The organism is Andreprevotia lacus DSM 23236 (assembly GCF_900176275.1).
Classification (GTDB): Bacteria; Pseudomonadota; Gammaproteobacteria; order Burkholderiales; family Chitinibacteraceae; genus Andreprevotia; species Andreprevotia lacus.
In genome coordinates this window covers 12,334-30,580 of sequence record NZ_FWXD01000041.1, presented here as the reverse complement: position 1 = coordinate 30,580, position 18,247 = coordinate 12,334, and the positions used below count along the sequence as shown (strand labels likewise).

At 61.9% G+C, this 18,247-nt stretch carries 15 protein-coding genes; 11 read left to right on the top strand and 4 right to left on the bottom strand.

The genetic code is table 11. The annotated features are described in order from the left end of the window. Positions 1-174 precede the first annotated feature (174 nt). From ttcA to B9A19_RS20275, 8 genes are all read left to right on the top strand, one after another. A complete protein-coding gene (gene ttcA, locus B9A19_RS20310; RefSeq protein ID WP_176217041.1) occupies positions 175-1,128 on the top strand; it encodes a tRNA 2-thiocytidine(32) synthetase TtcA in 954 nt (317 codons plus the stop codon). Then, on the top strand, positions 1,128-1,916 hold the full coding sequence (locus tag B9A19_RS20305) for a fused MFS/spermidine synthase (protein WP_084092983.1): 789 nt from the start codon (positions 1,128-1,130) through the stop codon (positions 1,914-1,916). Before ttcA ends, B9A19_RS20305 begins: the two co-directional genes overlap by 1 nt. A 319-nt stretch (positions 1,917-2,235) precedes the next feature. Continuing rightward, complete coding sequence (locus B9A19_RS20300; protein ID WP_084092982.1) at positions 2,236-3,693, top strand: hypothetical protein; 1,458 nt, start codon at positions 2,236-2,238, stop codon at positions 3,691-3,693. 196 nt (positions 3,694-3,889) lie between these two features. Beyond that, complete coding sequence (locus B9A19_RS20295) at positions 3,890-4,417, top strand: RNA pyrophosphohydrolase (protein WP_084092981.1); 528 nt, start codon at positions 3,890-3,892, stop codon at positions 4,415-4,417. A gap of 54 nt (positions 4,418-4,471) precedes the next feature. Next, entirely contained in the window at positions 4,472-6,052 is a 1,581-nt protein-coding gene (locus B9A19_RS20290; protein ID WP_084092980.1) for a sensor histidine kinase, read from the top strand. After that, complete coding sequence (locus B9A19_RS20285; RefSeq protein ID WP_084092979.1) at positions 6,036-7,391, top strand: sigma-54-dependent transcriptional regulator; 1,356 nt, start codon at positions 6,036-6,038, stop codon at positions 7,389-7,391. Before B9A19_RS20290 ends, B9A19_RS20285 begins: the two co-directional genes overlap by 17 nt. Next, entirely contained in the window at positions 7,388-7,933 is a 546-nt protein-coding gene (gene ampD / locus B9A19_RS20280) for a 1,6-anhydro-N-acetylmuramyl-L-alanine amidase AmpD (RefSeq protein ID WP_084092978.1), read from the top strand. Before B9A19_RS20285 ends, ampD begins: the two co-directional genes overlap by 4 nt. A gap of 69 nt (positions 7,934-8,002) precedes the next feature. Beyond that, positions 8,003-9,895, top strand: a complete 1,893-nt coding sequence (locus B9A19_RS20275) for a potassium transporter Kup (RefSeq protein WP_084092977.1) — start codon at positions 8,003-8,005, stop codon at positions 9,893-9,895. 72 nt (positions 9,896-9,967) lie between these two features. Here the strand turns inward: B9A19_RS20275 and B9A19_RS20270 are convergent, their stop codons facing one another. From B9A19_RS20270 to argB, 4 genes are all read right to left on the bottom strand, one after another. After that, complete coding sequence (locus tag B9A19_RS20270) at positions 9,968-10,615, bottom strand: pyrimidine 5'-nucleotidase (protein WP_084092976.1); 648 nt, start codon at positions 10,613-10,615, stop codon at positions 9,968-9,970. 69 nt (positions 10,616-10,684) lie between these two features. Then, the gene (locus B9A19_RS20265; RefSeq protein WP_084092984.1) at positions 10,685-11,140 is read right to left on the bottom strand and encodes a CBS domain-containing protein; all 456 of its coding nucleotides are present in this window, start codon (positions 11,138-11,140) and stop codon (positions 10,685-10,687) included. Between the two features lie 105 nt (positions 11,141-11,245). Further along, complete coding sequence (locus B9A19_RS20260; protein WP_084092975.1) at positions 11,246-12,046, bottom strand: response regulator transcription factor; 801 nt, start codon at positions 12,044-12,046, stop codon at positions 11,246-11,248. Between the two features lie 145 nt (positions 12,047-12,191). Continuing rightward, on the bottom strand, positions 12,192-13,070 hold the full coding sequence (gene argB / locus B9A19_RS20255) for an acetylglutamate kinase (protein ID WP_084092974.1): 879 nt from the start codon (positions 13,068-13,070) through the stop codon (positions 12,192-12,194). A 243-nt stretch (positions 13,071-13,313) separates the two neighbouring features. On the opposite strand from argB, the gene B9A19_RS20250 reads away from it, so the two are divergent. From B9A19_RS20250 to B9A19_RS20240, 3 genes are all read left to right on the top strand, one after another. Beyond that, the gene (locus B9A19_RS20250; RefSeq protein WP_084092973.1) at positions 13,314-13,955 is read left to right on the top strand and encodes a TetR/AcrR family transcriptional regulator; all 642 of its coding nucleotides are present in this window, start codon (positions 13,314-13,316) and stop codon (positions 13,953-13,955) included. 75 nt (positions 13,956-14,030) lie between these two features. Next, positions 14,031-15,140, top strand: coding sequence for an efflux RND transporter periplasmic adaptor subunit (locus B9A19_RS20245; protein ID WP_084092972.1), 1,110 nt, complete (start codon positions 14,031-14,033; stop codon positions 15,138-15,140). Position 15,141: 1 nt separating this feature from the next. Then, positions 15,142-18,243, top strand: a complete 3,102-nt coding sequence (locus B9A19_RS20240; RefSeq protein WP_084092971.1) for an efflux RND transporter permease subunit — start codon at positions 15,142-15,144, stop codon at positions 18,241-18,243. Positions 18,244-18,247 lie beyond the last annotated feature (4 nt).

Below are 18,247 nucleotides of genomic sequence, written 5' to 3'. Positions count from 1 at the left end.
GCCCAGCGCAAGCGCGAAATAAGTGTTAACAGGCCCTAGTTCAGGCCGCGTGCACGTCAGCGCGCTCTGCCTTGCCGGCAGGAATAGGTGGCGTCGCGGTTTTGCGGTAAAATCATCGCCAATTCAAGACTCTACCTCGGGGCGCGCTGCGCCCCGATCCCGTTTGGGGGCCAGATGAACGCCAATACCGATACCGCTGCATTGAACGATGCCGAACTTGATGCCGCCCGGAAGCAGCAGCAAAAACTCAACAAGCTGAACAAGTGGCTGCGCCATGCCGTGGGCGACGCGATCAATGATTTCAACATGATCGAAGAGGGCGACCGCGTGATGGTCTGCCTGTCCGGCGGCAAGGACAGCTATACCATGCTGGATATCCTGCTCAGCCTGCAGCGCTCGGCGCCGATCAACTTCAGCATCGTGGCCGTCAACCTCGATCAGAAGCAGCCGGGCTTCCCCGAGCATGTATTGCCGGAATACCTGGCCGCGCTGGGTGTCGAATACCGCATCATCGAGGAAGACACCTACAGCATCGTCAAGAAGCTGGTGCCCGAGGGCAAGACCACCTGCAGCCTGTGCTCGCGCCTGCGTCGCGGCATTCTCTACCGCGTGGCCGATGAGCTGGGCGCGACCAAGATTGCGCTGGGCCACCATCGTGAAGACATTCTTGAAACGCTGTTCCTCAACATGTTCTACGGCGGCAAGCTCAAGGCCATGCCGCCCAAGCTGGTGTCGGACGACGGCAAGCACGTGGTGATCCGTCCGCTGGCGTATTGCCGTGAGAAGGACATCGTCAAGTATTCCGAGATCAAGGGCTTCCCCATCATTCCGTGCAATCTGTGCGGCTCGCAGCCCAATCTGCAACGCGCGGTGATCGGCGAGATGATTGCTGACTGGGACAAACGCTTCCCCGGCCGCATCGAGACCATGTTCCGCAGCCTGCAGAACGTGGTGCCGTCGCACCTGGCCGATACCAAGCTGTATGACTTCGCCAACGCCAAGGCCGATGGCGTGGCGCGCGAGGATGGCGACAAGGCTTTCGACAAGGAAACCTTCAGCGATCCAGGCCGCATTTCCATCCTGGCGTCCAAGCCGGCCGATGCCGGTGACTGCGGAGCCGACGACTGATGCTGTTCCGCTCCAAGCGCTTTTCCAGCCGGCCCGATGATGAGCTGGTGATCGACATCTCGGAAGAGTTCGGCATCCGCAAGCTGCACTTCGGCAACGACGACACGCAAAGCGCCATGCGCGTCAGCAACCCCAGCGAGCTGGTGCTGGCCTACAGCCGCTGTGTGTTCGGCTGCCTGCTGTTTGTCGAGCCGCCGCGCGACATGGTGTTGATCGGGCTGGGTGGCGGCTCCATTGCCAAGTGGACGCATGAGTTCCTGCCACAAACCCGCCTCACCTGCGTCGAGCTGCACCAGCAGGTGGTGAATGTGGCGCGCAGCATGTTTTTCCTGCCCGACGATGATGATCGCCTGAATGTGATCACCGGTGACGGTGCGGCGCATGTCGCCAATATGGCCGATGATTCGGCCGACCTGATCGTGATGGACGCCTACAGTGCCACCGGCATCGCCCCGCCGCTGGCCACGCCCGAATTCTTCATGACCTGTCGCGACAAACTTACCGATCAGGGCGTACTGGCGGTCAACTTGTGGGGTTCGGACAAGCGCTTCCAGCAATACTGCGATCGATTGTCCGACGTCTTCGACGGCCACTTCCTCTGCCTGCCGGCCCGCCAGAAAGGCAATGTGATCGCCTTCGGCTTCAAGACCGGCCTGGGCGACCCGAAGTGGGAAACCCTCGCTGCGCGTGCTCAGAAGCTCGAAGCCCAGTACGGGCTGGAGTTCAACGAGTTCGTCGCCGACCTGGCGCGCATGAACCCGCATAACGACCGCAAGCTGTTTGCCTGACCCCTCCGCAGCCGGCATCGTCCGGCTGCATCTCTGCTGTTTTCCCCTCTCTTCTTTTGTGCCACGTTGTCCTGCGGGTTGCTACGCCTGATTTTGTACAGCCATTCTTTCTGTTTCTGACGTGATTTTTGTTTTTTGTCTGTTTTTTTCTGTCAAAAATATTTCCGTGTATTAAGATGCTGCGCAAATTGATGGGCGCTGTTTGGCCTGCAAGCGGCAAGAACTCGCTGAAGCGCGTGTTACATGCTTGGCGCTTGTCGTAGCTGTGACAGCGCTTGAGTAGTACCACCTTGATTGATGAACAGACGGAGAGGTCCACATGGATTTTTTTTACAAGGGAAATGGCAGGGCAGCTCTGGCTGCTGCGGGTCTGGCCATGGTGCTGGCGGGCAATGCCGGTGCCGCCAATGGCGCGCAGTACTCTGATGACAGCCTGACGGCGTTTACCAGCAATAATCTCTACACAGCTGGTTCCGAAATTTCCGGCATGTTGTCGATGTCCGCTGCGACATCGCCGCAGCGCTCTTTCTGGAGCGCTTTGCTAAGTACGCTGCCAGCCTCGTCTGCACAGGATGTGGCCTATATCGCGCGTCTGACTGAAGGCAAGCCGGGCACCTATAACTGCGGCAATTTTGGCACCGTGACGCTGGAAATTACTGATCCGGATGGTGATGGTGTCAATCGGTCCGGTGATTCATATCGGCTGACGTATCAGGGGTGTTTTACCGCCTCGACGACGCCGCCTTACCCCAGTGATTTGAAGGATGGTGTATTCACGCTGAACGTGGTTGAGGATCTGATCGACAACGACAAGCAGCGTTCGGGCAAGTTTTATGTGATCGATCGTCTCATGCATTCCACGCAGGATGGGACCCATTATTCTGCGGTGGAAGGCCAGGTTGAATACGCGTTTGTCCGGGATGCCAAAGGCTGGGTCAGTGGCAAGTCTCATCAGGAGCTGAGTTCATTTGGCTCACATGATCTGGATAGCTCAGGCCATGAGATTGCCAGGAGCAGCAGCCCTTTTCTGACGATTGATTACACTATCAATCGTACAGGCCGCAATCGTTATGAGGTTCGCCAGACCGAAAGCTGGCAGGGCCGGCGCGAATGGGCCAGCGGTTCCAGTTACCGCTCGATTGATGACGGCAACGTCGCTCTGTCCGGGGTTGCGGAATCAATCGCATTGACTGGTGCCCCGGGGCCGCTGGACCTGACGACATACCGCGAATTGAGTGTCGATCAGCGTGGTTCCGCTGGCTTGGTCCGCCTGGCTGGTGCCGGTGTAAGCTATGCCGCGCTGGATGAGTCCACCAGCTACTACCTCGAAGGGCGTTACGGCAAGTGGGCCGCGACTTCGACCGGCCGTGGCGGGCGTGATGCATGGCCGAATGTGCTGCGTGACAGCTTCACGGCAGATAACGCGATGAACGTGCTGTACAAGGGTGGTTATGTTGATGGCGGCGGTTATTTTGACCTCAAGGTGGATGTCGAGCAGCGTGACGATCAAAACCGCCCGCGTAGTTTTGCGATCAGTGGTCGTCTGAATTCGCCGGCCGGTATTTCGACCGTGATCTCCACCCAGCAGCCATTGGTATGGGGTCGCTATGGTCAGCCTGTCGGTGGCATGGTGAACTTCCAGGGCAGCCAGAACAGCAGCGGTCGTCTGCGTGTGACGGATGACGGCCGCATTGCCATTGCTGCGCGCTTGAGCGATGGCAGCCGCGCTGCCAACGAGCAGGGCTGGAACAACCTGCCGTGGATTTACTTCCGCTGACATGGTTGCAGGCAGGGCCCCGGCGCGGCCCTGCCTCAATGATGCGCGCCGCCGCCCCTCTGTTGTAGAACAGCCAGGCAAGTCATCCAGCAGGCGTGCGCCGGCTCATGCAAAGGCTGGCGCGCGCGTCTCCCCCTTCCTAAGCTGCTATCAAGATGAGAGAATCGGTGTAACCCAAGATTTACAAGGTATTACCATGCTCGATCGTGACGGCTATCGCCCGAACGTCGGCATCATCATCGTCAACCGTCAGAATCAGGTGTTCTGGGGCAAGCGCGTGCGCGAGCATTCCTGGCAGTTTCCGCAGGGAGGCATCAAGCAGGGCGAGTCGCCGGAGCAGGCGATGTATCGCGAGCTGATGGAGGAGGTGGGGCTGGAGCCCCGCCAGGTGCAGATCATCGGCCGCACCCGTGATTGGTTGAAGTACGATGTGCCGACCCACTGGGTCCGCCGCGAATGGCGCGGCACTTACAAGGGCCAGAAACAAATCTGGTTCCTGCTGCGGTTGACTGGCCACGATTCCGACGTCTGTCTGCGTCGTACCAGCCATCCGGAGTTTGATGCCTGGCGCTGGAATGAATACTGGGCGCCACTTGAAGCGGTGATCGAGTTCAAGCGCGGCGTTTATGAAGCAGCGCTGACCGAGTTGTCGCGTTTGATTGATGGCTCGCCGCGCAGACAGCTCACGCAGCAAGCCGTACAGCAACACCAGCAACAACAATAAAATCTGCATCCGGTCTGCCCAGCGGGCGGGCCGGACTGCAAGCTGGAGTTCCACATGCCCCGGCTTCATCCCCCGCCTTCCGAATTGCACTGGCGCTCGCTGGCGCTGCTCAATGTTTTCCGCTTTCTTGGCCTGATTGCGCTGCTAACCAGTCTGACGCTGCTGGTGCGCCGTTCGCCGATGTCGGCCGATCAATGGCCATTCTTTCTGCAGCTGTGCGGCGCCTACATCACCATGGCGCTGATTTTTGCGGTCGGGATTGCGCGGCGCTTGCCGGTTTTTCATGTGCAGCTGGGCGTGCAGGTGCTGGCCGACGTGTTGTTCATCGTCGGCATCATGCACTTGATGGGCGGCATCAAGAGCGGGCTGGGCATCCTGCTGCTGCCCTATCTGGCCGCCGCAGGGCTGATTGCGCGCGGTCGCATGTCCTTGTTCCATGCTGCGCTGGCCAGCATTGCCATCCTGCTTGAGCAAACCTGGCAATGGTTGCAGCTGCGGGCCGCGCTGGATGAATTTCTGGTCCCAGCGCTGCTGTGCGCGGCCTGTTTTGCGGTGGCCTGGCTGGCGCATCGGCTGGCGCGCTATGCCGCCGAAAGCGAACGGCTGGCCGAGCAGCGCGGCATAGACCTGGCCAATCTGGCCCAGCTTAATGCGCGCATCCTGCAAGACGTTTCCGATGGCGTGCTGGTGGTCGACCGGCACGGCACCATACGCCAGTGCAATGATCAGGCGGTGCGGCTGATTGGCCTGCAACCGGCGGCGGACGCCACCTTGCCAGCCGTATTGCCCGGGCTGGACCTTGCGCTGGCCGCATGGCGCGACAATCCAAAACAGTTGCCCCCCCTGTTGCAAGCCATGTCGCGCAAGACACTGCGACCGCGCTTTGTCCGTCTGACCGCCTCGTATGATCTGGAAGTGCTGGTTTATCTTGAGGACATGGACAAACTGCGCCGTGAGGCGCAACAACTCAAGCTGGCTGCGCTGGGGCGGCTGACCGCCAATCTGGCGCATGAAATCCGCAACCCGCTGGGGGCCATCAGCCATGCCGGGCAATTGCTGCGTGAGGATTGTGGCGACAGCCCGCTGCAACTGCGGCTGACGCAGATCATCAATGAGAATGCCGCCCGGCTGGAGCGCATGGTGCGTGACGTGCTGGAGCTGAACCGGCGCGACCGGGTGCAGATGAGCGAAATCCGTTTGCCCGGCTGGTTGCTGACTTTTCTGGATGAGGTGCGGCAGGCCGAGGAAATTACCGTAACCGTGGCGCTGGTCTGCCCGGACGAGGCGGTGGTGCGTTTCGACCCCGGTCATCTGCATCAGGTATTGTGGAATTTGCTGCGCAACGGCTGGCGCTATTGCAGCAAGGGGCCGGGCAGCCTGGCGGTGATGGTGTCGGAGCGCGATGGCCGCTGGCGGCTGGATGTGCTCAACGATGGCCCGCCGGTGCCGGCCGATGCACAATCGCAATTGTTCGAGCCCTTTTTTACCACTGAATCCAAGGGCACCGGCCTCGGCCTGTATATCGCGCGGGAAATCTGTGCCGCCAATGCGGCGCTGCTGGAATACATCCCGTCGGGCGAGGTGGGGGCATGCTTCAGAATCGTGTTCGGGAGATACGATGTCCAGAAAACCTAGAGCAAACAAGCGCATCCTGGTGGTCGACGACGAGCGCGATCTGGCCGAACTGCTTGAGCTGACCCTGATGAAAATGGGGCTGGAGGTCGACAAGGCGCATAGCGTGGGCGAAGCGCGCGGGCTGATCGATGCCAACCGCTACGACCTGTGCCTGACCGACATGCGCATGACCGATGGCGAGGGACTGGAAATCATCCGCCATATCCAGCAAAAAAAGCTGGACCTGCCCACGGCCGTCATCACCGCCTATGGCAGTACCGAAAACGCCGTGTCGGCGCTCAAGGCCGGTGCTTTTGACTATCTGGCCAAGCCGGTGTCGCTGGATCAGCTGCGTACCCTGGTCAAGTCGGCACTGCGCATCGACGACAGCCCGCCCGACACGACGCAGGACGTCAGCAGCCGCACCCTGATGGGCGATTCGGCAGCGATACGCCAGGTGCTGGACCTGATCGACAAGCTGGCGCGCAGCCAGGCACCGGTTTACATCACCGGCGAATCGGGCAGCGGCAAGGAGCGCGCGGCGCGTGCCATCCATGCCAAGTCCAGCCGGGCCGAGAAGGAGTTCGTTGCCGTCAATTGCGGGGCGATTCCCGAAAACCTGATGGAAAGCGAATTCTTTGGCTACAAAAAGGGCGCGTTTACTGGCGCCACCGAAGACCGTGATGGCTTTTTCCAGGCCGCTGGCGGTGGCACGCTGTTTCTGGATGAGGTCGCCGATCTGCCGCTGGCCATGCAGGTCAAACTGCTGCGCGCCATCCAGGAGCGCAAGGTGCGCAAGGTGGGCAGCACGCAGGAAGAGCCGGTAGACGTGCGGCTGATCTCGGCCACGCACCAGAATCTGGCCAAGTGCGTCGAGGCCGGCCGCTTCCGGCAGGACCTGTACTACCGCATCAACGTGATCGAACTGAAAATGCCGCCGCTGCGCGAAATGGGCGACGACTTCGAGCTGATTGCCCGCCACGTACTGGCACGGCTGGCCCAGCAAAACGGCATGCCGGAGCCGCGCTTCGACGATGGCGCGCTGCAGGCGCTCAAGTACTATGACTTCCCCGGTAATGTGCGCGAGCTGGAAAACATGCTCGAACGCGCGCTGGCACTGTCTGATGGCATCACCATCCACCAGGATGACCTGCAGCTCAACCCCGCGGGCAGCGAGCCGCTGGGCAGCGTGGGCGATGGCGGCGGCACCCTGCAGGACTACCTCGACCGGGTGGAAAAGCAGGCCATCCTCGAGGCACTGGAAAAAACCGGCGGCAACCGGACGCAGGCCGCCAAGCTGCTGGGCGTGACCTTCCGCTCGATGCGCTACCGCATGGAGCGGCTGGGCATGAAGGAATGAACGTGATCGACGCGGACGGCTGGTATGGCGCCGCCCGGCGCGTGCCCAGCCCCAACTGCGATGCGCGACCGGAGGGCATCGCGGTCGATCTGCTGGTGATCCACAACATCAGCCTGCCGCCCGGCGAGTTCGGCAGCGATCATGTCGAGCGGCTGTTCACCAACAGGCTGGACCCGCAGGCTGCGCCCGGTTACGACGCGCTGGCCCGGCTGCGCGTGTCGGCCCATTTCTTCATCCGCCGCGATGGCGAGGTGCTGCAGTTCGTCCCGTTGGGGCTGCGGGCTGCACATGCCGGTGTCTCGTGCTGGCAAGGGCGTGAGCGCTGCAATGACTTCTCGCTGGGCATTGAGCTCGAGGGCACCGATCTGCAGCCCTATACCGAGGCACAGTACGCCAGCCTGATTCCTCTGGTGCAGGCATTGGCCGCAGCCTGCCCGCTGCGTGCGGTGGTGGGACACAATGATATTGCCCCCGCACGCAAGACCGACCCCGGTCCGTTTTTTGACTGGGCACGCCTGCATGCTGCTTTGCCGCAACTGTAGGCGGAAAGTTCCGATTACACCTATTTTGCAGCGCTATAATCCGGCGACCGCAACTCTCACACTGAGACCATGAGCAATCCCAACGCAGGTCGCGAATCCAGCCTGGCAGCCCTGTCGCTTGCCGCGCTCGGCGTCGTCTATGGCGACATCGGTACCAGCCCGCTGTACACCCTCAAGGAATGCCTGGACGGCCATACACCGCTGGAAATCATTCCCGAGAATGTCTACGGCATGCTGTCGCTGATTTTCTGGGGGCTGATGCTGGTCGTCTCGCTCAAATACGTGTTCATCATCCTGCGCGCCGACAACCGGGGTGAGGGGGGCGTGCTGTCGCTGATGGCGCTGGCACTGCAAAAAGCCACGCCGGGCAGCAAGAAGGCGCTGGTGATCGCTGCGGCGGGTATTTTCGGCGCCGCGCTGTTCTATGGCGACAGCATGATCACGCCGGCCATTTCGGTGCTGTCCGCGCTGGAAGGCGTGGGCGTGGTATCGCACAAGCTCGATCCCTATATCGTGCCGATGACCATAGCCGTGCTGATTGCGCTGTTTGCCATCCAGTCACGCGGCACCGCCACTGTGGGCAAGCTGTTCGGCCCGGTGATGATGCTGTGGTTTGCCGTGCTGGGCGTGCTGGGCTTGCTGCAGATCATCAAGAACCCGGCCGTGCTGGCGGCGATGAGCCCGGTGTATGCCTTCCGCTTTGCCGAGTATCACTCGGTGCAGGCCTTTGTGCTGCTGGGCGCCGTGGTGCTGGCGCTGACCGGGGCCGAGGCACTGTATGCCGACATGGGCCACTTTGGACGCCCGGCCATCCGCCGTGCGTGGTTCGGCTTCGTGCTGCCCTCGCTGGTGCTCAATTACTTCGGCCAGGGCGCCTTGCTGCTGGCCGATCCTAAAACGATCAAGAACCCGTTCTTCCTGCTGGCGCCGGACTGGGCGCTGGTGCCGCTGGTAGTGCTGGCCACGCTGGCCACGGTGATTGCCTCGCAAGCGGTGATTTCGGGGGCGTTCTCGATGACCAAGCAGGCGGTGCAGCTGGGCTTCTGTCCGCGCATGAATATCGAACACACCTCCGAGACCGAAATCGGCCAGATCTATCTGCCGCAGGTCAACTGGATGCTGCTGATTTCGGTGATCCTGCTGGTGCTGGCCTTCCGGTCCTCGGCCAACCTCGCATCGGCCTATGGCTTTGCCGTGACCTGCACCATGGTGGTGACCACCTTGCTGGCCTTCATGGTGCTGGGTCGTACGTTGACCCGCGCCAAGCGTGTGGTGCTGTGGATCGTGCTGTCCTTCCTGTTCATGATCGACTTGCTGCTGTTCTCGGCCAACGTGCTGAAGATTCCGGACGGTGGCTGGTTCCCGCTGGTGATCGGCATGATCGCGTTCACCGTGATGATGACCTGGCACCGTGGCCGCGCGCTGCTGGGCGACAAGCTGCACGAGGGCGAGTTGCCGCTGTCCGGCTTTGTCGAAAGCCTGGAATCCGGCCCGCCGCAGCGGGTGGAAGGCGTGGCGGTGTTCATGACCGGCAGTACCGATTCGGTGCCGCATGCGCTGCTGCACAACCTCAAGCACAACAAGGTACTGCACGAGCAGGTGGTGTTCCTCACCGTGTCGACTGCCGATATCCCGTTTGTGCCGCGCAAGGAGCGCGTGGTGATCCGCAAGCTGGGCAAGACCTTCCACCAGATCATTGCCACTTATGGCTTCAAGGAAGAGCCGCAGGTGCCGGAGATTCTTGCTCAGGTGGAGGAGCTGCAGCCCGATTTGCGCTTCGACCCGATGGAAACATCCTACTTCCTGTCGCGCGAGACCATCGTGCAGGGGAAGCACCCGGCCATCAGCCGCTGGCGCGGCTGGCTGTTCAGCATCATGGCGCGCAACTCGGTGCGGGCAACGCAGTACTTCAAGATTCCGCCCAATCGCGTGGTGGAAATGGGGACGCAGGTCGAGCTTTGAGTTCTGCCTGGAATGAGAAAAGCGCGGCCATGCCGCGCTTTTTTTATCGCCCGAAGAGCACGAAGGGGCGCTTCAACCGCGCGGCAGCGCGTCCAGCCGCCGTACCGTGCGGTCGGCCCAGCTGCTGCCGCGATTGCCCCGGCGTAACCAGATGGTGCGCATGCCCAGTCGTTTGGCCGGCTTGAGGTTGGCCAGCGTGTCCTCGACCAAGACGCAGCGGTGTGCTTGCAGCCGGAAGCGGTTCAATAGCCGGCGATAACCGTGGGTTTGTGGCTTGGGGCAGTAGCGGCTGCTTTCCACGGCGAAAATGCCATCGAATTGATCCGCAATGCCCAGTGCGTCGAGCATGGCGCTGGCGTAGTGCAGCGGTCCGTTGGTGAACAGGATCTTGCGCCCGCGCAGCTGGTGCAAGGTGCGTTTGAGGCCCGGCATGGGGTGGATTTCGCGCAGCAGCTCGGCCAGCGGGTGGCAGTAATGCAGAAAGTGCTGCGGATCGACATGCGGATGATTGCGCATCAGCCCGAGTATGGTCGCGCCATAGCGGCGCCAGTAATGCACGCGCAGATGCGAGGCGGCGGCCGCATCCAGTTGCAGCAGCTCGGCCATGAAGTGCGTCATGCGGCTGTCTATGGTCGGAAAGGCGTGGCGGCTGGCGTCGTGCAGCGTGTTGTCGAGGTCGAACAGCCAGACCGGATGGTGACGGGAAGCAGGGCGGGGCATGAAAAAGCCGGCGCTGGGCCGGCTGGGTGTGGGCCTAGGCTGATTCTAACCGAATCGCCCTGCGGGCCATCACCCGACTTTTTGTACAGCGGGTGTCTGGTGAATGTAATGCTCAAGCTGGTCGATGGTGAATTGCTGATCGGCAATCTTCTCGCGTACCAGATCGCCGATGGACAGGATGCCGATCACCTTTTCGCCATCCAGCACCGGCAAGTGGCGGATGCGTTTTTCGGTCATCAGGCCCAGGCATTCGTCGACGGTGGCGGACGGCGGGACGCAGATCAGCTTGCGGGTCATGATCTCGGAGACCGGCGTGCCGGCCGAGGTCTTGCCCATCAGCACCACCTTGCGCGCATAGTCGCGTTCGGAAAAGATGCCGACCAGTTGATCACCTTCCATCACCAGTAGTGCGCCGATGTTCTTTTCGGCCAGAACCTGCAGGGCCTGATATACGGTGGATTGCGGCGTTACCGACAAAATGGCGTGAATCTCCTTGCCGGCAAGGAGTTGACGTGCGTTTTTCATGATCATCTCCGGATCATCAGGGGCGGGTGTATTACCACTTTAGCTGCCGTTCGTCGTGTTGCAAGTCATGCCATCCCGCCATGGCCGCGACGCCGGTTTGCACGTTCAATTGGACAGCATCTGCGCCAGCATCTGTTTGACGCTGGTGGTATCGAAAGGTTTGTCGCAAATGGCAGATACGCCTGCTTCGTGGACTGCGGCCAGTCGCTCCTCGTTTTTTTCCGATGACACCATCAGCACCGGCACCATGCTTTGCGCACTGTGCTGGCGGATATAGCTGGTGAGTTCGCGGCCGTCCACATCCGGCATGTTGTAGTCGGTCACCACCAGGTCGAACAGGCTTTCGCCCAGCAGGGCAATGGCCTCGCGGCCGTTGACGGCCTCGGTGAAGTGCTCGAAGCCGAGCTTTTCCAGAATGCTGCGCACATGGCGCCGCGCGGTGCCGCTGTCGTCCACCAGCAGCACCTTGAGGTCTTCCACGTGCAGTGCGTCGAAATCATCGCGCTCTACGTCGGCGTTGAGGTAGGACAGTGCGTTGTTGAGCGCCACCTGCAGCTGGTTACGCGTGAACGGCTTGGGCAGGATGGCCAGCGAGCCGGCCTGGCGTACCGGGTCGAGCACGTGCGGCTTGGTCTCGGACGAGATCAGGATGAAGCCGAGGTCGTTCTGAACCTCGCCGGTGCGCAACTGGTAGACCAGCTCGGTGCCGGTCATGTCCGGCAGATAGAGTGCAGACAGCAGCACATCCAGCTGCGGGCCGGCCGCGATACGGGCCAGCGCATCGGCGCCACTGCCGACGACCTCAATGCGCGTTACGCCCAGCTGGGTCAGTTCCTGCTTGATGAATTGCGCTTGCACTATCGAGGGCTCGACCAGGCATACGTTCAGGTATTTCAGTTCTATCATGGTTCGCCCGCTCACCGTATATGCTTGAACTTTGGCTCAAGCTGTCAGCTTGTCAAGTCAGCTTACGGGCCAGCTGCGATGCCCGGTGCGGCAGGACGTTAAAAAGCCGCCCGTCGGGGCGGCTTTTGCACAGCTGCGTTGCTGATTACTTCGCGCGGATCATCGTGCCCACGCCCTGCTCGGTCAGCACTTCCAGCAGCAGCGCGTGCTTCACACGGCCATCAATGATGTGCACCGAGTTGACGCCGCTCTTGGCAGCATCCAGTGCCGAGGCGATCTTGGGCATCATGCCGCCGGAGATGGTGCCATCCGCAAACAGCTCGTCAATGCGGCGTGCGGTCAGCTTGGTCAGCAGGTTGCCGTCCTTGTCCAGCACGCCGGGCGTGTTGGTCATCAGGATCAGTTTTTCGGCGTGCAGCACTTCGGCCAGCTTGCCGGCCACCAGGTCGGCGTTGATGTTGAGGCTTTCACCTTCGCTATCGACACCGATCGGTGCGATCACCGGGATGAAGTCGGCCGCGTCGAGGTGGGTGACGATGGACGGGTCGATCTTGTCGATCTCGCCGACCTGGCCGATATCGACGGTCTCTTCGCCGGCTTCGTTCTTCAGCAGCAGCTTGTGCGCGCGGATGAAGTGGCCGTCCTGGCCGGTCAGGCCCACGGCCTTGCCGCCGTGCTTGTTGATCAGCGACACGATTTCCTTGTTCACGTGGCCGCCCAGCACCATTTCCACCACGTCCATGGTTTCGGCGTCGGTCACGCGCATGCCCTGGATGAACTCGCCCTTCTTGCCGATGCGGTCGAGCAGATCATTGATCTGCGGGCCGCCACCGTGCACCACCACCGGGTTCATGCCCACCAGCTTGAGCAGCACCACGTCCTGCGCGAAGCCGTCCTTCAGCTCCTCGTCGATCATGGCATTACCGCCGTACTTGATCACGATGGTCTTGTCGAAGAAGCGCTGAATATAAGGCAGCGCTTCGGAGAGGATGTTGGCTTTGTCGAGGGCGGTGATCTGGGTCATGGCAAGGCTCCGGCACGGCAGGGGGATTTGGCGCGAATTGTAGACCTGTTGCGGCTTGCCGGGATATCCGGCTTTGCAATTTGTAACGTGAATTTGTGCCCCTTTGCATTCGATAAACAAACCGTGCAAGCTTGTTGACAGTGCGCTGTGTTGTGCTCAATAATAAATGAACATTCATTTATTAGTTGTTGCTGCCGTGCCCAAAACAGGGGCAAGAGGTGGCGGCAACGGGCAGAGCCAATCATGCTGTGCAAACGCTGGTCACGACGCAAGGAAGCCCGCCCGCAAGAGATTCTTGAAGCGGCGCTCAATCTGTTCGTGCAGAAGGGTTTCAGTGCCACGCGCATCGAGGACATCGCGCGCGAGGCCGGCGTCACGCGCGGCACGCCGTATCTCTACTTTGCCAACAAGGAAGAGATCTTCAAGGCGGTGATCCGCGAGCTGCTGTTGCCCGAAATCAACCAGGCCAGCGCGCAGCTGGCCGAATTCAAGGGCAGCGCGGCCGATCTCTTGCGCGAGCTGGTCTGGCTGTGGTGGCGCACCATGGGCGAGACCTCGCTCTCTGCCTTGCCCAAGCTGATGATTGCCGAAGGCGGCAATTTCCCCGACGTGATCGACGTTTACCAGCGCGAGTTCGTCGAGCCTGGTCAGGCCATTTTCCGCCGCGTGCTCGAAATGGGCATCGCCAGCGGCGAGTTCCGCGCGGTCAATATCGACCAGACCATCAATGTGCTGGTCGCGCCCATCATCATGGCCATGCTTTCGCGCAGCGGCAACGTGCCCTGCGGCGACATGGCGGCCGATCCCGAGGCCTATCTGAACTCCTTCATCGAGGTCGCCCTGGGCGGCCTGCTGGTCAGGCCGCAGCCCCCGGGCAGCAGCTGATCCTTTGCGCTTCGCGCCGCCGGCGTCGCAGCGTCGGCATTTCCGGTTTCGTTTTATCTTTGCAGGGAAAACATCATGGAAAGTCGTCGTATGCGGCCGTGGGCCGCGCTGGGTGTGCTGGGGTTGATCGGCACATTGTCTGCCTGCCAGAAGCCGGTCGAGCCAGTCGATGAGGTGCGCCCGGTGCGCACGCAGGTTATTGCACCACAGGTGGTATCCGGCCAGGCCGAGCTGACCGGCGTGGTGCGCGCGCGCATCGAATCGCCACTATCGTTCCGCATTGCGGGCAAGCTGGTCGAGCGCAGTGTGGATGCCGGCAGCCGCGTTGCTGCCGGCCAGGCGCTGGCACGACTGGACCCGGCCGATGCCAGCCTGTCGGCCACGGCGGCGGCTGCGGCCTTGTCGGCAGCGCGCACGCAACTGGCGCAAGCCAAACTCGATCACCAGCGCGCTACCGACCTGCTGGCAAAGAATTTCGTCAGCAAGGCCGAGGTCGACCGCAGCCAGACCGCGCTCAACGCCGCGCAGGACATGCTGCGCCAGGCCGAGGCACAGGCGAAGCTGGCCGGTAACCAGGCCGCGTATTCGGTGCTGCATAGTGATGCCGCCGGGGTGGTGACCCAGGTCAGTGCCGAGCCGGGCCAGGTGCTGGCGGCCGGCCAGCCGGTGCTGGTGCTGGCGCGCGACGGCGCGCGTGAGGTCGAAGTGGCCGTGCCCGAAAACCTGCGCGGCACGCTCAAGGTGGGCCAGGCGCTGCAGGTCAAACTGTGGGCGGTGAACGGCAAGACGTTCAGCGGTACGGTGCGCGAGCTGGCGCCGGCGGCGGATGCGTCCAGCCGCACCTTCCCCGCCCGCGTGACCCTGGCCGACGCCGATGGCGCGGTGCAACTGGGCATGTCGGCCAGCGTGCTGCTGCCGACGGCAGGCAAGAGCGAGGCGGCGCATTTACCGCTGACCGCGCTGCTGGACCAGAACGGGCAGAAGAAACTGTGGCGCTATGACCCGGCCAGCCACAAGGTGGGCAGCATTCCGGTCAAGGTGGTCAGCGTGACCGACGACGGCTTCCTGGCCGATGGCGTGGCACCGGGCACGGTCGTGGTGACGGCCGGCGTGCATCTGCTGCGCGAAGGCCAGACCGTGCGGTTGATCGCCAGCGGCGTGGCTGCCGCCAAGCCGGGGGTGTGACATGCACCCGGAGAACCAGGATACCCACGTCGAAGCGCACGTCAGTCGCTTCAACCTGTCGGCATGGGCGCTGACGCACCGTTCGCTGGTGTTGTATCTGATCATCGTGCTGTCGCTGGCCGGCATTCTGTCGTACAGCAAGCTGGGCCAGAAGGAAGACCCCGAGTTCACTTTCAAGGCCATGGTGGTGCGCGCGTTCTGGCCGGGCGCCTCGTCCGGCGAGGTGGAGAAGCAGCTCACCGACCGGCTGGAAGAAGCCATGCAGGGCCTGGCCGACGTCGACACGATGAAGAGTTACTCGCGTGCCGGCGAAACGCTGATCCTTGTGCAGCTGCGCGAATCGGTGCCGGGCAAGAATGTCGAGAACAACTGGTACCAGATCCGCAAGCGTATCGGCGATATTGCCGGCACCTTGCCGCAGGGCACGGTCGGGCCGTTCTTCAACGACGAGTTCGGCGATACCTTCGGCAATCTGTATGCATTCACAGCAGATGGTTTTAGCTACCCCGAACTGAAGGATTACGTCGAGCATGCCAAGACCGAGCTGCTGCGCAATTCCGATGTGAACAAGGTCAAGCTGATCGGTGCGCAGGATCAGAAGATCTATGTCGAATACGCCTCGGCCAAGCTGGCCAGCTTGGCGATCAGCCCGTTCCAGATCAACCAGATTCTGGCCGCCACCAATACGGTGACACCGGCTGGTGCGGTCAACGGGCCGGACGAGCGCGTGTTCCTGCGCGTGACCGGCGGCTATGACGCGGTGCAGGTGCTCAAGGACACGCCGATTACCGTCGCCGGCAAGACCTTTCGCCTGTCCGACGTGGCCAAGGTGTATCGCGCCACGCTGGACCCGCCCGAGGCCAAGGTGCGCTTCCAGGGCAAGGAGGCGATCGCGCTGGGCATCTCGATGCGCAAGGGCGGCGACGTACTGCGCATGGGCGAGCAGATCGACGCGACCATGAAAGCGGTCAAGGCCAATCTGCCGGTGGGCATTGAAGTGCATGCGATCTCCGACCAGCCTGCGGTGGTGCACGAGGCAGTGAAGATTTTCATGGAGTCGCTGCTGGAGGCCGTGGCCATCGTGCTGGCGGTCAGCTTCCTCAGCCTGGGCTGGCGCACCGGCATCGTGGTGGCGCTGTCCATACCGCTGGTGCTGGCGCTGACCTTCCTTGGCATGTGGTATTTCAATATCGAACTGCAGCGCATCTCGTTTGGCGCGCTGGTGATTGCACTTGGCCTGCTGGTGGACGACGCGATCATTGCCGTTGAAATGATGGCGCTCAAGCTCGAAGAGGGCTGGGATCGCTTTCGCGCCGCCACCTTTGCCTATTCATCGACGGCATTTCCGATGTTGACTGGCACGCTGATCACCGTGGCGGGTTTCTTGCCGGTGGGGCTGGCCAAGTCGGACGCGGGTGAATACACCTTCTCGATCTTTGCCGTGGTGGCCATCGCGCTGGTGCTGTCGTGGATCGTCGCCGTCGTGTTCACGCCGTATCTGGGTTACCAGCTGCTGCCGGAGCGCAAGGCGGGCGAGCATCACGAAGTGCATAACGGGCGTTTCTACCGCATGTTCCGCAAGCTGGTGACCTGGTGCATCACCATGCGCAAGACCACCATTGCCATCACGGCCGGCGCCTTCGTGCTGTCGCTGGTGCTGTTTGGCCTGTTCGTGCCCAAGCAGTTCTTCCCGTCGTCGAGCCGACCGGAGCTGATGGTGGACATGTGGCTGCCGTACACCGCCTCGTTTGAAGCGACCGAGCGCGAGGTCAAGAAGCTGGAGGCTGCGCTGAAGGATGACAAGGACATCGTCAGCGTCACCAGCTACGTTGGCCAGGGCTCGCCGCGTTACTACCTGCCGCTGGACGAGCAGATGCCCAACCTCAACTACGCCCAGCTCACCGTGATGACGCGCAACGAGCATGTGCGCGAGAACGTGGCCCGCCATCTGCAGCAGCTGTTCGAGAGCGACTTCCCGCAAGTGCGCGGCCGTGTGACCCGGCTGGAGAACGGCCCGCCAGTGGGCTACCCGCTGCAATTCCGCATCTCCGGCGATGATCCTGCCGTGCTGCGCAGCGCGGGCGAGCAGGTGGCGGCCATCATGCGCGCCAATCCGCATGCCCGTACGGTGAACTTTGACTGGGGCGAGAAGGTCAAGGTCTTGAGGCTCAAGGTGGATCAGGACCGCCTGCGCCAGGCGGGGCTGACTTCGCAGCAGCTGGCACAAACGCTGCAACTGGCAGTGTCCGGCGTGACGGCAACGCAATATCGCGAGGGCAACGAGCTGATCGACGTGGTGGCGCGGTTGCAACCGAGCGAGCGCAAATCGCTCGCCAACGTGGAAAGCCTGCCAGTGCAGTTGGGCAATGGCCGTACCGTAGCGCTGAGCCAGTTGGCCAAGGTCGAACTGGATACCGAAGAGAGCCTGATCTGGCGTCACAACCGCGTGCCGACGCTGTCGGTGCGGGCGGATGTCAACGACGCGCAGCCGCCTGACGTTGCCATGGCATTGTGGCCCAAGGTGAAGGAAGTGGAGGCAAAGTTGCCGGCTGGCTATCACATCGAAATCGGCGGCACGCTGGAAGCCTCGAAAAAGAGTGAGGACTCGATCGGCGCTGTCATGCCGCTGATGCTGGTGGTGGTAATGACCCTGCTGATGCTGCAGTTGCAAAGTATCCAGCGCATGCTGATGGTGCTGCTGACCGCGCCGCTGGGCATGATCGGCGTGACCATTGCCTTGCTGCTGTTCCGTGCACCGTTCGGCTTTGTGGCCACGCTGGGGGTGATCGCGCTATCGGGTATGATCATGCGCAATTCGGTCATCCTGATGGACCAGATCGAGCAGCATGTGCGCGAGGGCATGAGCGCGTGGGACTCGATCATCGAATCGGCCGTGCGCCGCTTCCGCCCCATCATGCTGACCGCCGTCGCTGCCGTACTGGCGATGATTCCGCTCACGCAGGATACGCTGTGGGGGCCGATGGCCATTGCCATCATGGGTGGCCTGCTGGTGGCTACCGTGCTGACCCTGTTATTCCTGCCGGCGCTGTATGCAGCCTGGTTCCGCGTGGCCCGGCCAGACGCCGCGCTGCTTAAGAATTGAATCG

Coding starts and splice junctions, on each gene's coding strand:
- B9A19_RS20300 (WP_084092982.1), top strand. CDS start 2,236: ATGGATTTTTTTTACAAGGGAAATGGCAGGGCAGCTCTGGCTGCTGCG.
- B9A19_RS20270 (WP_084092976.1), bottom strand. CDS start 10,615: ATGCCCCGCCCTGCTTCCCGTCACCATCCGGTCTGGCTGTTCGACCTC.
- ttcA (WP_176217041.1), top strand. CDS start 175: ATGAACGCCAATACCGATACCGCTGCATTGAACGATGCCGAACTTGAT.
- B9A19_RS20245 (WP_084092972.1), top strand. CDS start 14,031: ATGGAAAGTCGTCGTATGCGGCCGTGGGCCGCGCTGGGTGTGCTGGGG.
- B9A19_RS20250 (WP_084092973.1), top strand. CDS start 13,314: ATGCTGTGCAAACGCTGGTCACGACGCAAGGAAGCCCGCCCGCAAGAG.
- argB (WP_084092974.1), bottom strand. CDS start 13,070: ATGACCCAGATCACCGCCCTCGACAAAGCCAACATCCTCTCCGAAGCG.
- ampD (WP_084092978.1), top strand. CDS start 7,388: ATGAACGTGATCGACGCGGACGGCTGGTATGGCGCCGCCCGGCGCGTG.
- B9A19_RS20290 (WP_084092980.1), top strand. CDS start 4,472: ATGCCCCGGCTTCATCCCCCGCCTTCCGAATTGCACTGGCGCTCGCTG.
- B9A19_RS20260 (WP_084092975.1), bottom strand. CDS start 12,046: ATGATAGAACTGAAATACCTGAACGTATGCCTGGTCGAGCCCTCGATA.
- B9A19_RS20305 (WP_084092983.1), top strand. CDS start 1,128: ATGCTGTTCCGCTCCAAGCGCTTTTCCAGCCGGCCCGATGATGAGCTG.
- B9A19_RS20295 (WP_084092981.1), top strand. CDS start 3,890: ATGCTCGATCGTGACGGCTATCGCCCGAACGTCGGCATCATCATCGTC.
- B9A19_RS20275 (WP_084092977.1), top strand. CDS start 8,003: ATGAGCAATCCCAACGCAGGTCGCGAATCCAGCCTGGCAGCCCTGTCG.
- B9A19_RS20285 (WP_084092979.1), top strand. CDS start 6,036: ATGTCCAGAAAACCTAGAGCAAACAAGCGCATCCTGGTGGTCGACGAC.
- B9A19_RS20240 (WP_084092971.1), top strand. CDS start 15,142: ATGCACCCGGAGAACCAGGATACCCACGTCGAAGCGCACGTCAGTCGC.
- B9A19_RS20265 (WP_084092984.1), bottom strand. CDS start 11,140: ATGAAAAACGCACGTCAACTCCTTGCCGGCAAGGAGATTCACGCCATT.